Raw genomic sequence first — 12,685 nt, forward strand, 5'->3', positions numbered from 1 at the left:
CGATTGTCATGGCGCCGGAGCGACCTCCATGGGGCGCACGGGGCCATCAAGTAGGGCCCCGTGCGGGGACTCCCGATGGGCCTGACCATCGATTTCACTAGTGGCACGGGTCGTTCACACGCTATCCGGACGACCGAAGCGGCGATCCCTCTTCTCATCACGACGGGTGATCCCTCAGCCGCATATCGATCCATGCGCACATCGGGAGGTCTGCCATGCCCCACCCACAGCCCCGGAGCAACCGGCTCGCGTTGGCGGACACGCCCAACGCCGTGGCTCTGGCGCGGCTGCACACTGCCGATGTTCTGTCGGGCTGGGGAGTGTCCTCCGGCACCGTCGAGACGGCGCAGCTCCTGGTGTCGGAGCTGACGACCAATGCCGTGCGGCACTCGGAGGAAGGCGCGTCGTCGACGCCTCCGGTCTCGTCGCGGGGCGGCAGTCAGACCTTCGAGCTGTTGCTGGAGGCCGGGCCCGACGCAGTCAGGGTGTCGGTGTGGGACCGCGATGCGAGGCCGCCCGTTCTCAAGGAGGTCGGCGTGGACGCGACGGGCGGGCGCGGGATCTTCATTGTGGCGGTCATGAGCAGGGCCTGGGGCTACTACCCGGCTCGGAGTGCGCCGGGCAAAGTGGTGTGGGCCGAGATCGCACTCGCCGTTGCGGGGCCGAGGGCCGGCCGCGACGCTTCCCTGTCGTCTCCGGGCCTGCCCGAATCCGATGGCCGCCACGTACCCGATGCCGGACGGGCCGACCCGAACCTGATCGGTCGCGTGCTCGTCGGCATCAAGGATCTCTGAGCGCCCCGCCCGACTGGCCGGGCGTCAGCGCCAACGAGCGACGGACACCTTCTTCCGTCCGCGCAGCACGCCTCTGCGCCAGCACGTCCCCGTGCGGCTTGTCGCCGCACACACAAGCGGGCGTTCGCCCCATCTCATGAGGACTACCCGATGACGAATTCGCTGACGACCGCGATGGCCGCGCCCCACGCCCTGAAACTTGCCCTGGAGTACGCCGGTCTCGACTTCGAGTGGGAGGAAGGCCCCGCGCCCGGCGGCCGGCGCCTGCGGTTGACTCCCTCGGTCGCCCACCCCTGGACACACGGAGACGTGCGGGCCCACCTGCTCGCCGAGGGCATCGCCGCCGAGGTGGCGCGCCTGGAACAGCCCCTGCCGTGCCCCGGCCACGAACTGCTTCTCACCCTGCCCTCGGAAGAAGCGGTCCGGTCCCTCGGGCGGCTGATCGAGACCCGGCTCTCCGAGGTGCAGAACGCGGCATTGCAACTGCACCGTGCCCTGGCCCGCATCGGCATCGAGCGGCATCTCGACCTCCAGGCCACGGGGAACCGGGACCTCATCGACCTCGGCATGCTCGATACGGACGCGGCCACGCTGCTCTACCGCCGCCTCGGCGGCGACGAGTCGGTCCTGCGCGACCTCGACCTCGGGGACTGGCACGACCACGAGCGGTTCGCCCGGGAACTGGAGCGGGTGATCCCCGCGAGCGGGCAGGGTCTGCTCGTCGAGTCGGTGCCCACCTGCGGACACTGCCGCAGCCAGTACGGGGGCAACCGCATCCGCTTCGATTACCTGGACGCCGATGACGCGCTGCTGCTCGCGGACACGCTGCACCGGACCGCTGCATCGGCAGAATGCGGGCCGCTTCCCGCCAACTCCGCCTGAGGCTCAAGGAAGGGGCACCTACGGAGATCCGTAGGTGCCCCTCTCGTTCGGAGTGGCGGTCGTCGTCAGCTCTTGCAGACCGCCACGTTGTCGCTGGTGCCGGGGACGGCGGCGGCGCGGGTGGCCTGGAAGTTGGCTTCGAAGGCGTCGAAGACGGAGGGGGTGGTGATGCGGAGCATGGCCTCGTCGTTGTTGCGGAGGGCGGGGCCGCTCCAGTTGTGGCTGCCGGTGAACATCACCTTCTGGACCGTGCCGGCGTACATGCCGTCGACCATCCAGTTCTTGGAGTGGACGATCCGGTTGGGCGTGGTGGAGTCGCCGTCGTTGTCGTGCTGGTAGCAGCGGTTGGTGAGGCCGGAGACGCCGTGGAGGGCGGTCCAGGTGCCGGAGTCGGTCTCGCTGTAGACGAGGTCGACGAGGCAGCCCTGGCCGGCGAGGGCGCGGAGCTTGTCGGCGACGCCCTGGCGGGTGATCTTGAGCATGGCGGCGTGGACGGTGGTGCGGCGGGCGGTGCCGGCGGAGTCGGTGTAGCGGCAGGTGATGTTGTCCATCGCGTTGACGATGGTGTCCGTGGTGTTGTCGCTGCCCGCGCGGGGGAAGAAGTAGTACTTGTAGTCGCCGGCGTTGCCGTACGTGTACGACCAGGCGGTGCGGTTCTGGGCCGGGAGACGCGTGAAGTAGTCCACGTAGCCGTCGTACAGGGCGGTGTTGCCGGCGACGGTGACCGAACTGTTCCAGTAGCGGCTGTAGTTGGACGGCGTCAGGTTCGAGGTGAGCTGAACGACGACGTTCTTCTGGGCGCCGTCGCCGACGCTGCTCGCGAGCAGGAACTTGTTGTGGTTGATGCCGCTCGTGGCCGTGCCGAGGCAGGAGCGGCCCTTGGCGCAGAGGGCGACCCAGGAGGCGGCGGAGGTGCTGGTGCCGAGGCTGCTCTTGAGGAGGTCGTAGGAGGCCGGGTAGTCGAGGGTGCTCTCGTCGAGGACGACCTTGACGTTGACACCCCGGGCCTTCGCGGCGCCGAGTTCCGTGGCGACGGTCTCGTCCCAGAGGTGGTACATCGCGAGGCGGAGGACCGAGCCGCTGTCCGCGTTCGCGATGACGGAGCGGACCTGGGCGCGGATGGTCTGCTGCTCGGTGGTGGTGCCGGTCGGCTTGTTGAAGACCGGGCCGGTGGGGACGGTCGCCGCGGCGGCGGTCTGCGCGGGGACGAGCAGCGCGGCCACGCAGGCGGAGGCGGCGAGCAGCACGCCGGCCGCGCGCCTGCCGGGCGCGGAGCGCGGTGCGGAGGAGCGCGGGGAGGCGGACCACCGGGACAGGGACCATGAACGGGTTCTGGTGAGCGGCGGTATCATCGTCGGCTTTCCTCTTTCCTGGTGCGGTGCGTCCGCGCGGGATGCTGTGCGCGGGCCGTGCGTCTCTCGGTCCGTCAAACCGGGTCAGCAAAGCACGACTTCGACGCGGAGTCACCCGGCTCGGGGGCCGTGTCGCCGGGGCACGGGAAAAGGGCGTGGAGTACGGGACCGTATCCGTACTCCACGCCCTGGTTCCGGGAGGTGACAGGGGCCGCGGCGGTGGTGCGGGAGGGGGCGGTGTCCGGCTGCTTCAGGTCAGGAACCGGAACGCCGCCGCCCCGTACCACCGCACTGGTATCGCACCACCGCCGCGGCCTCGTCCTGCCCGTGCCGTGCGCGAACCCCTCATCCGGGTGGGCGCGGTCGGCACGGGCAGGGTCTGTGGGGTGGGAGGTCAGTCCTCGCGGAGGGCGCGGACCGCCTCCTCCACGCGGGCCCCGTACTCGGGGTCGGCCGCGTGGAAGTGGGCCAGGTTCTTCTCGATGACGTCGTCACGGGTGACCTGGGAGAGGCCCCCGGCGATGTTGGCGATCAGCCGGGCCTTCTCGTCGTCGGACATCAGGCGGTACAGCTCGCCCGCCTGGAAGAAGTCGTCGTCCTTGGTGTGGGCGGGGGCGGCGTGCGTGCCGGTCCAGCCGTGGACGGCGAGGGGGGCGGAGTGCGGGGCGTCCGTCTGGGCGGGGCCCGCGTACGAGTTGGGCTCGTAGTTCTTGTCGTGGCGCGAGCCGTTGCGGGTGGCGTGGAGGCCGTCGCGGCCGTAGTTGTCGACGGTCGCGGTGCGCGGGGCGTTCACCGGGAGGTGGGTGTGGTTGACGCCGAGGCGGTAGCGGTGCGCGTCCGCGTAGGCGAAGAGGCGGCCCTGGAGCATCTTGTCCGGGGACGGGCCGATGCCGGGCACGAAGTTGTTCGGGGAGAACGCGGCCTGCTCGACCTCCGCGAAGACGTTGTCCGGGTTGCGGTCCAGCACCAGCCGGCCCACCCGCTGGAGCGGGTAGTCCGCGTGCGGCCACACCTTCGTCACGTCGAACGGGTTGAAGCGGTAGTCCGCCGCCTCGGCTGCCGGCATGAGCTGCACGTACAGCGTCCAGGACGGGTTCATGCCGCGCTCGATGGCCTGGAGCAGGTCCGTCTGGTGCGAGCTGCCGTCCTTGCCGACGAGTTCGGCGGCCTGGTCGGCGGAGAGGGAGCGCACGCCCTGGTTCGTTTTGAAGTGGTACTTCACGAAGTACGCGTCGCCCTCGGCGTTCGTCCACTGGTAGGTGTGCGAGCCGTAGCCGTTCATGTGCCGGTACGAGGCGGGTATGCCGCGGTCGCCCATCAGCCAGGTGACCTGGTGGGTGGCCTCCGGTGCGTGCGCCCAGAAGTCCCAGACGTTGTCCGGCTCCTGACGGCCCGTGAACGGGTCGCGCTTCTGCGAGTGGATGAAGTCGGGGAACTTGATCGGGTCCTTGATGAAGAACACCGGGGTGTTGTTGCCGACGAGGTCGTAATTGCCCTCGTCCGTGTAGAACTTGAGCGCGAAGCCGCGCGGGTCGCGCACCGCGTCCGCGCCCCCGAGCGAGTCGGCGACGGTGGAGAAGCGGATGAACGTCTCGGTGCGGCGGCCCACCTCGGAGAGGAAGTCGGCGCGGGTGAAGCCGGTGACGTCGTCGGTCACCTCGAAGTAGCCGTACGCGCCGGAGCCCCGGGCGTGCACCACGCGCTCCGGGATGCGCTCCCGGTTGAAGCGGGCCAGCTTCTCCAGGAGATGGCCGTCCTGGAGGAGGATCGGGCCACCGACGCCGGCGGTGGCGGAGTTCTGGTTGTCGGCGACCGGGGCGCCGGACTCGGTCGTAAGCACACGCTGCGTCATGGTGTCGGGGCGACCTTCCGTACGGGAGCTGCTGAACTGCGACGAGACACCCCCTGGGGGCTCCAGGAGCGTAGATACGCCCCGAACCCGACGTCAACAGTTTGTTGAATTTCTTGAGGGGGAGGGAGAAGCGTGGTGTTCCGGACGGTGCCGGCGCCTGGGCGCGACAGGACAGGTGTCAGCGCCGGCACCGTCCGGAAGTCAGTGGGGGCGGGGCCGGGTCAGGCCCGGACGGACCCGCCCGAGAGGCGTTCCACCGAGCGCAGCAGCGCCGAGTGGTCCAGGCCGCCGTCGCCCTGCGCGCGCAGCGAGGCGACGAGCTGGGCGACCACGCCGCCGACGGGCAGCGCGGCACCGACGTTGCGGGCGGCGTCGGTGACGATGCCCATGTCCTTGTGGTGCAGGTCGATCCGGAAGCCCGGGGCGAAGTCCCGGTTGAGGAAGTTGTCCTTCTTGCGGGTCAGGACGGTCGAACCGGCGAGGCCGCCGTTCAGGACGTCCAGCGCCGCGCCGAGGTCGACGCCGGACTTCTCCAGGAAGACCACGGCCTCGGCGCAGGCCTGGATGTTGACCGCGACGATCAGCTGGTTGGCCGCCTTCACCGTCTGGCCGGAGCCGTGCGGGCCGCAGAGCACGATGGTCTTCCCGAGGGCTTCGAGGAGCGGCTTCGCCGCGTCGAAGTCGGCCTGCTCGCCGCCCACCATGATGGACAGCACGGCCTCGATCGCCCCGGCCTCGCCGCCCGACACGGGGGCGTCCAGGACCCGGACGCCCTTCTCGGCGGCGTTCTTCGCCAGGTCCACGGAGGTCTGCGGGGTGATCGAGGACATGTCGATCAGCAGGGTGCCGCGCCGGACGTTCTCCAGGATGCCGTCCGGGCCGTACGCGACCGCCTCGACCTGCGGGGACGCGGGCACCATCGTGATGACGACGTCCGCGTCCCGGACCGCGTCGGCGATCGAGGGGGCGCCGGTGCCGCCGGCCGCGGCCAGCCGGTCGATCTTGTCCTGCTCCAGGGTGTAGCCGGTGACGTCGTACCCGGCCTTGATCAGGTTCTCGGACATGGGCGAGCCCATGATGCCGAGCCCGATCCACGCGACCTTGGGGAGGTTGTTGCTCATGAGGGTGCCTTCCGATTCAGCGTGTGTACGGGGGGCCGCCGCGCTCAGCGGGCGGCCCGCGCGGTGGCCGGGAGCCAGTCGAAGGACGCGGCGCTCGGCCGGTCGCCGGGCTTGTACTCCAGGCCGACCCAGCCCTCGTACCCGGCCTTCGTCAGCTCGTCGAGCAGCCGCTCCAGCGGGAGCGAGCCGGTGCCGGGCGCGCCGCGCCCCGGGTTGTCGGCGATCTGGACGTGACCGGTCCGGCTCGCGTACGCGGCGATCACCCGGCCGAGGTCCTCGCCGTTCATCGACAGGTGGTACAGGTCCAGCAGGAACTTCGCGTTGCCGAGACCGGTCGCCGCGTTGACCCGGTCGACGACCTCGATCGCCGCCTCCGCGCTCACCAGCGGATAGTCCGGGGACTCCGGCCTGTTCAGGGTCTCGATCAACAGGACCGCGCCGATCCGGTCGGCGGCGCGGGCGGCCGCGGTCAGGTTCTCCAGGGCGAGCGCGTCCTGGACGGCCGGGTCGACGCCGTCGATCCGGTTGCCGTACAGCGCGTTGAGCGCCGTGCAGCCGACCGAGGCGGCGAAGTCCGCCGCCACCTCGATGTTGGCGCGGAAGCGGTCGGACTCCTCGCCCGGCACGGAGAGCGCGCCGCGGTCGGGGCCGGGCAGCCGTCCGGCGTAGAAGTTCAGGCCCACGAGCCGGGTGCCGGCGTCGTCGAGCGCCTTCTTGAGGGCGTCGAGCTCGGCCTGCTCGGGGGTGGGGTCGTCGATCCACGGCCACCACAGCTCGACCGCGGTGAAGCCCGCCGCGGCGGCGGCCGCGGGGCGCTCCAGGAGCGGGAGTTCCGTGAAGAGGATCGACAGGTTCACATCGAAGCGCTGGTCCGGGTAGCCCATGAGGGTGTCGGCGCTCCTTCCGTATTGCGGAAGTTTGTTTCTGCTTAATGGAAGGTTGCCGGGATGGATGGGTGGCTGTCAAGGGGTGTCCGGAAATCCCGTCGCTCCCCGGTTCCGAACGGACGGGCTCCGGCCCGGCGTTGCGCGGTGCGCAATGGCCGGTGCGTCTCTTGCCCGCGGCCCCCGGGGAGCGCCACTGTGGCTGTGCCGTCCGACGTCACCGACCCCACGAGGTGCCTCGCATGACTTCCCCCACCAGCCGCCGCACCGTCCTCGGCGCGCTCCTGGCGGGCGGCGCGCTCGCCGCCGCCCCCGGCCTCCCGCGCGAGGAGCGCCGCCCCCGCCCCCATCCGCCGAAGCCCCCGGTCCGCGCGTCCGGAACGCTCTTCCTCGGCACCTACACCTCGACCGGTCCCGGCGGCACCGGCATCGGCGTGGCCTCCTACGACCCGGTGAGCGGGGCGATCACCGCCCGTACGACCGTCACCGGAGTCCCCGACCCCTCGTACCTCGCGCTCCACCCCACGGGCCGCACCCTGTACGCCGTCGACGAGCGGAGCGACGGGGGCGTGAGTGCCGTCGCGCTCGCCGGGGACGGGACCTTCCGGGTGCTCGGCACCCGCTCCACCGGCGGCGCCGGCCCCTGCCACCTCTCGGTCCACCCGGGCGGCCGCTGGCTGCTGAGCGCCAACTACACCTCCGGCAGCGTCGCCGTGCACCCCCTGGCCGACGACGGGTCGATCGGCGAGCGCACCGACCTGGTCGCCCACACCGTGCCCGCCCCCGGACCCGGACAGGGCGGGCCGCACGCCCACCAGATCGTCACCGCCCCGGACGGCGCCCACGTCCTCGCCGTCGACCTGGGCAACGACACGGTGTACACCTACCGCCTCGACGAGACGCGCGGCACCCTGGAACGGCTCTCGTACGCCGCCCTGCGCCCCGGCGCCGGACCGCGCCACCTCACCTTCCACCCCGGCGGCCGGTACGCGTACCTCGCCTGCGAACTCGACAACACCGTCGTCGTCTGCGGCTACGACCCCGCCACCGGCACCCTCACCCCCGGCACCCCGCAGTCCACCGGCACCGGGACCGGCACCAGCTACCCCGCCCAGCTCCTGGTCACCGCCGACGGCCGCTTCGCCTACCTCGCCAACCGGGGGCACAACAGCCTCACCCGCTACGCCGTCGAGGACGAGGGGGCCGCGCTGCGCCTGCTGGACACCGTCCCGGTCGGCGGCGACTTCCCCCGCCACACCGCCTTCTCCCCGGACGGCGCCCTCCTCCTGGCCGCCAACCAGCGGTCCGGCACCGTCACCGTCTTCCGGGTCGACGCCGCCACCGGTGCCCTCACCCCGACGGGAGCGCCCTTCGCCTTCCCGGCCGCCGTATGCGTGCTGCCGGTGGCGGGCCCCGGACGCTAGGGTCTCCTCCGAGGTGCGGGCCGCCCCCCGAACGCGGCCCGAGGCAAGAGGAGAGACCGTGCGCCTGAGAGTGGAGTTCACCACCGAGCCCTTCGACCTCGACGAGGCACCGGCCCACGCGGTCGTGGCCCGCGAGGTCATCCAGTCCGCCGAACTGGACGCCGTGGACGTCGGCCCCTTCGGCAACACGGCGGAGGGCGGCGCGGACGCCGTGCTCACCGCGGTGGACTCCCTGCTCCGCCGGACCCTGGCGTCCGGGGCCACCCGGGTCTCCCTCCAGGTCAACGTGATCGGGGAGGGCCCGCGGTGACCGGGGCCGCGGACCACCCCCTGATCGGCGCGGTCAGACCGCTCGTCGACGCGATGGGCGCGGAGCTGCTCGGACCCGACGAGGCCGAGGCCGACGACGTCGTCCTGGCCTGGGAGGGCGAGGCCGTCATAGCCGTGCGGCTCCCGCAGCTCTCCGAATCGCTGGACCACATCCTCGCCGCGATGGAGCGCCGGCACGGCAGGCCGCTCGCCGAGCTGGACCGCCGCACCAAGCAGGAGGTCGTCCGCACCCTGGAGGCACGCGGTGCCTTCTCCGTGCGGCACGGCGTGGAGACCGTGGCGGGCGCGCTCGGCGTCTCGCGGTTCACCGTCTACAACTACTTGAACAGGGAAAACGGCTCCAAGAGCGGCTAGTTGGAGCCGCCTTCCCGCGTTACGGGCACATGAACGCGCGAGCCGCCGTCCGGATCACCGGGCGGCGGCTTTTTACATGAACGGAATTTCAACAAAGTGTTGACGTGGTGTGGTGGAGGGCGTTAGCTATCCCGCAGCCCGACCAACGCACAGCGCACCACAGCCACGGAGGCTCCCGTGACTTCGAGCTCCACGCCGGGCCTGGCCCGGTTCAACACCCTGGCGGACGAGGCCGCGGCCACCGCACTGCACGAGGTCTGTGCCAGTACGGCCTGGGGACGTGCCGTCCTCGCCCACCGCCCGTACGCCACCGCCGAAGCCCTGTTCTCCGCGAGCGACACCGCCACGGCGGCACTCGACGCGCGGGACCTGGCCGAGGCCATGGCCGGTCACCCCCCGATCGGCCGGCCGAAGCCCGGGGACCCGGTCTCCTCCCGCGAACAGCGGGGGATGGCCGGAGCCTCCGAGGAACTCAAGGCCGAGATGCTCGCCCTGAACCTGGCCTACCAGGAACGGTTCGGCCACGTCTTCCTGATCTGCGCCACCGGGGCCACCGGTGAGCAGATGCGCGACGCCGTGAAGTCCCGGATCGGGAACACGCCGGAGCGGGAGCGCGAGGTCGTCCGCACCGAACTGGGCAGGATCAACCGCGTCCGCCTCACGCGCCTCGTCGCCGAGGACACGTAACCGAAGGAGAGCAAGGCCTTGAGCACCTCGACCACCGCATCGGTGTCCACGCACATCCTGGACACCAGCATCGGCCGCCCGGCCGGGGCCGTCCCCGTCTCGCTCTCCGCCCGCGGCGGCGGCGACGCGCCGTGGGTGGCGCTCGGCGGGTCCACGACCGATGCGGACGGGCGCTGCAAGGACCTGCCGGCCCTGCCGGAAGGCACCACCCACGTACGGCTGGACTTCGAGACCGAGCCGTACTTCACCGCCAAGAAGCAAGCCGAGGCGCAGCAGGACGCCCCCCGCGTAAGGGACAGCGGTGCGTTCTTCCCGGAGGTGGCGATCACCTTCGCCGTCACTCCGGGCGAGCACTACCACGTACCGCTGCTGCTCAACCCGTTCGGCTACTCCGTATACCGAGGGAGCTAGCAGACCATGCCCACGATTCTCGGCCAGAACCAGTACGGCAAAGCAGAGAACCGCGTCGTCAGGATCGTGCGGGACGGCGACACCCACCACATCAAGGACCTCAACGTCTCCGTCGCCCTCTCCGGCGACATGGACGAGGTCCACTACTCGGGATCCAACGCCAACGTCCTGCCCACGGACACCACCAAGAACACGGTGTTCGCCTTCGCCAAGCAGCACGGCATCGACTCCGCCGAGCAGTTCGGCATCCATCTCGCCCGCCACTTCGTGACGTCCCAGGAGCCGATCAAGCGGGCCCGGATCCGCATCGAGCAGTACGCCTGGGACCGCATCGCCACCTCCGACGCCAACTCCCGCTTCATCGGCTCCGACGAGGTCAACCACTCCTTCGTCCGCCGCAACCAGGAGATCCGCACCAGCCAGATCACCTTCGACGGCGAGCACTGGCAGGTCATCTCCGGGCTCAAGGAGCTGACCGTGCTCAACTCGACGAACTCCGAGTTCTGGGGGTACGTCAAGGACGAGTACACGACGCTCAAGGAGGCGTACGACCGCATCCTGGCCACCGACGTCTCGGCCCGCTGGCGCTACAACTGGACCAGCGACGAGCAGCGGATGCCCAACTGGGAGAAGTCCTACGAGCAGGCGCGCACGCACATGCTCCAGGCCTTCGCCGAGACGTACTCCCTCTCGCTCCAGCAGACCCTCTACCAGATGGGTTCGCGGATCATCAACAGCCGCAGCGAGATCGACGAGATCCGCTTCTCGCTGCCGAACAACCACCACTTCCTCGTCGACCTGGAGCCCTTCGGCCTCAAGAACGACAACGAGGTCTACTTCGCGGCCGACCGGCCGTACGGCCTGATCGAGGCCACCGTGCTCCGGGACGGCGTCGAGCCGCAGATCCCGGTCGACCTGACCAACCTCTGACCCGGCGGCGCGCCGGGTCCGTCCGCCCGGGGCGGACCGGCGCGCCTCCACCGGTCACACCCAGCTCCTCCACCCTCTCGGCACCCGCGGCCCGCCTCACCGCCGCGGCACTCAAATCCTCCTAGGGTCCTGCCGTGCCCGCACCCCCGACGAGAGAAGGACGCACCATGGCAGCAACCGGCCGAGTGGAACGCATCGTCATCGAGAACTGCTCGATCGCGACCGTCGACGCCGACGACACCGAGTACGCCTCGGGCCACCTCGTCGTCGCGGACGGCCGCATCGAGTCCGTCGGCGCCGGCCGGGCCCCCGAGGGCCTGGAGAACGTCGTACGCCGGATCGACGGCACCGGGCATCTGCTCACCCCGGGCCTGATCAACACCCACCACCACTTCTACCAGTGGATCACCCGGGGCCTGGCCACCGACCACAACCTCTTCGAGTGGCTGGTCGCCCTCTACCCGACCTGGGCGCGCGTCGACGAACCGATGGTCCGCGCCGCCGCCCAGGGCTCGCTCGCCATGATGGCGCGCGGCGGCGTCACCACCGCGATGGACCACCACTACGTCTACCCGCGCGGCTCGGGCGACCTGTCCGGCGCGATCATCGGCGCCGCCCGGGACATGGGCGTACGGTTCACCCTCGCCCGGGGCTCCATGGACCGCAGCGAGAAGGACGGCGGACTGCCGCCGGACTTCGCCGTCGAGACCCTGGAAGGCGCGCTCGCCGCCACCGAGGCGACCATCGACGCCCACCACGACGCCTCCTTCGACGCGATGACCCAGATCGCCGTCGCCCCCTGCTCCCCGTTCTCCGTCTCCACCGCACTCATGCGCGAGGGCGCCGAACTGGCCCGCAGGCGCGGGGTCCGGCTGCACACCCACGGCTCGGAGACCGTGGAGGAGGAGAAGTTCTGCCACGAGCTGTTCGGCATGGGACCGACCGACTACTTCGCGTCCACCGGCTGGCTCGGCGAGGACGTGTGGATGGCGCACTGCGTCCACATGAACGACGCCGACATCGCCGCGTTCGCCCGCACCGGCACCGGCGTCGCCCACTGCCCGTCCTCCAACGCCCGGCTCGCCGCCGGCATCGCCCGGGTCCCGGACATGCTCGCCGCCGGGGTCCCGGTCGGCCTCGGCGTCGACGGCACCGCCTCCAACGAGTCCGGCGAACTCCACACCGAGCTGCGCAACGCCCTCCTCGTCAACCGCCTCGGCCCGCACCGCGAACGCGCCCTGAACGCCCGTCAGGCGCTCCGGCTCGGCACGTACGGCGGGGCCAGGGTCCTGGGCCGCGCCGACCAGATCGGCTCCCTGGAACCCGGCAAGCTCGCCGACGTCGTGCTCTGGAGGATGGACACCCTCGCCCACGCCTCCATCGCCGACCCGGTGACCGCGCTCGTCTTCGGCGCCGCCGCGCCCGTCACCCTCTCGCTCGTCGGCGGCCGGCCCGTCGTCGAGTCGGGCCGGCTGGTCACCGCCGACGAGGACGCCATCGCCGTCGCCACCCGTGACGAGGCCCGGCGCCTCGCCGGGATCGCCGCCGGAGCCTGACCCGCCCCCCCCCGAACCGGCCGGCCGAGGGGGACGGCCCTCGTCCGGCCGCCGCGGACCCGAGCGGGGTCCGCGGCAACCGGTGCGGGAGGCATCCGCCCAGCGCGG

General features: G+C 71.2%; 13 protein-coding genes. 9 read left to right on the top strand and 4 right to left on the bottom strand.

The window, feature by feature from the left end; genetic code table 11:
- Positions 1 to 215: 215 nt before the first annotated feature.
- Together ACZ4FH_RS07150 and ACZ4FH_RS07155 are read left to right on the top strand one after the other, a co-directional pair.
- Positions 216 to 794 (top strand): ATP-binding protein, encoded by a 579-nt coding sequence (locus tag ACZ4FH_RS07150; protein WP_467302930.1) that lies wholly within the window; start codon positions 216 to 218, stop codon positions 792 to 794.
- 150 nt (positions 795 to 944) lie between these two features.
- The gene (locus ACZ4FH_RS07155) at positions 945 to 1,676 is read left to right on the top strand and encodes a hypothetical protein (RefSeq protein WP_467302931.1); all 732 of its coding nucleotides are present in this window, start codon (positions 945 to 947) and stop codon (positions 1,674 to 1,676) included.
- 65 nt (positions 1,677 to 1,741) lie between these two features.
- On the opposite strand, the gene ACZ4FH_RS07160 is transcribed toward ACZ4FH_RS07155, so the two are convergent.
- From ACZ4FH_RS07160 to ACZ4FH_RS07175, 4 genes are all read right to left on the bottom strand, one after another.
- A complete protein-coding gene (locus tag ACZ4FH_RS07160; RefSeq protein ID WP_467302932.1) occupies positions 1,742 to 3,028 on the bottom strand; it encodes a phospholipase D-like domain-containing protein in 1,287 nt (428 codons plus the stop codon).
- Between the two features lie 394 nt (positions 3,029 to 3,422).
- Positions 3,423 to 4,880, bottom strand: coding sequence for a catalase (locus ACZ4FH_RS07165; protein ID WP_467302933.1), 1,458 nt, complete (start codon positions 4,878 to 4,880; stop codon positions 3,423 to 3,425).
- A 221-nt stretch (positions 4,881 to 5,101) separates the two neighbouring features.
- Positions 5,102 to 6,001, bottom strand: a complete 900-nt coding sequence (locus ACZ4FH_RS07170) for a 2-hydroxy-3-oxopropionate reductase (protein WP_467302934.1) — start codon at positions 5,999 to 6,001, stop codon at positions 5,102 to 5,104.
- 44 nt (positions 6,002 to 6,045) lie between these two features.
- The gene (locus tag ACZ4FH_RS07175) at positions 6,046 to 6,885 is read right to left on the bottom strand and encodes a TIM barrel protein (protein WP_467302935.1); all 840 of its coding nucleotides are present in this window, start codon (positions 6,883 to 6,885) and stop codon (positions 6,046 to 6,048) included.
- A 242-nt stretch (positions 6,886 to 7,127) separates the two neighbouring features.
- On the opposite strand from ACZ4FH_RS07175, the gene ACZ4FH_RS07180 reads away from it, so the two are divergent.
- From ACZ4FH_RS07180 to ACZ4FH_RS07210, 7 genes are all read left to right on the top strand, one after another.
- Complete coding sequence (locus tag ACZ4FH_RS07180; protein WP_467302936.1) at positions 7,128 to 8,309, top strand: lactonase family protein; 1,182 nt, start codon at positions 7,128 to 7,130, stop codon at positions 8,307 to 8,309.
- 58 nt (positions 8,310 to 8,367) lie between these two features.
- Positions 8,368 to 8,619 (top strand): YkoF family thiamine-binding protein, encoded by a 252-nt coding sequence (locus ACZ4FH_RS07185; protein WP_383639469.1) that lies wholly within the window; start codon positions 8,368 to 8,370, stop codon positions 8,617 to 8,619.
- Positions 8,616 to 8,993 (top strand): helix-turn-helix domain-containing protein, encoded by a 378-nt coding sequence (locus ACZ4FH_RS07190; RefSeq protein ID WP_450890961.1) that lies wholly within the window; start codon positions 8,616 to 8,618, stop codon positions 8,991 to 8,993. The genes ACZ4FH_RS07185 and ACZ4FH_RS07190 overlap by 4 nt, the downstream gene beginning before the upstream one ends.
- 177 nt (positions 8,994 to 9,170) lie before the next feature.
- Entirely contained in the window at positions 9,171 to 9,680 is a 510-nt protein-coding gene (gene uraD, locus ACZ4FH_RS07195) for a 2-oxo-4-hydroxy-4-carboxy-5-ureidoimidazoline decarboxylase (protein WP_467302939.1), read from the top strand.
- A gap of 18 nt (positions 9,681 to 9,698) precedes the next feature.
- Entirely contained in the window at positions 9,699 to 10,091 is a 393-nt protein-coding gene (gene uraH, locus ACZ4FH_RS07200; RefSeq protein ID WP_383639475.1) for a hydroxyisourate hydrolase, read from the top strand.
- A gap of 6 nt (positions 10,092 to 10,097) precedes the next feature.
- Entirely contained in the window at positions 10,098 to 11,021 is a 924-nt protein-coding gene (gene pucL / locus ACZ4FH_RS07205; RefSeq protein ID WP_467302941.1) for a factor-independent urate hydroxylase, read from the top strand.
- A gap of 167 nt (positions 11,022 to 11,188) precedes the next feature.
- Positions 11,189 to 12,577, top strand: coding sequence for an 8-oxoguanine deaminase (locus tag ACZ4FH_RS07210; RefSeq protein WP_467302943.1), 1,389 nt, complete (start codon positions 11,189 to 11,191; stop codon positions 12,575 to 12,577).
- The last annotated feature ends 108 nt before the right edge of the window (positions 12,578 to 12,685 follow it).

Source organism: Streptomyces sp. NPDC024555, assembly GCF_055559335.1.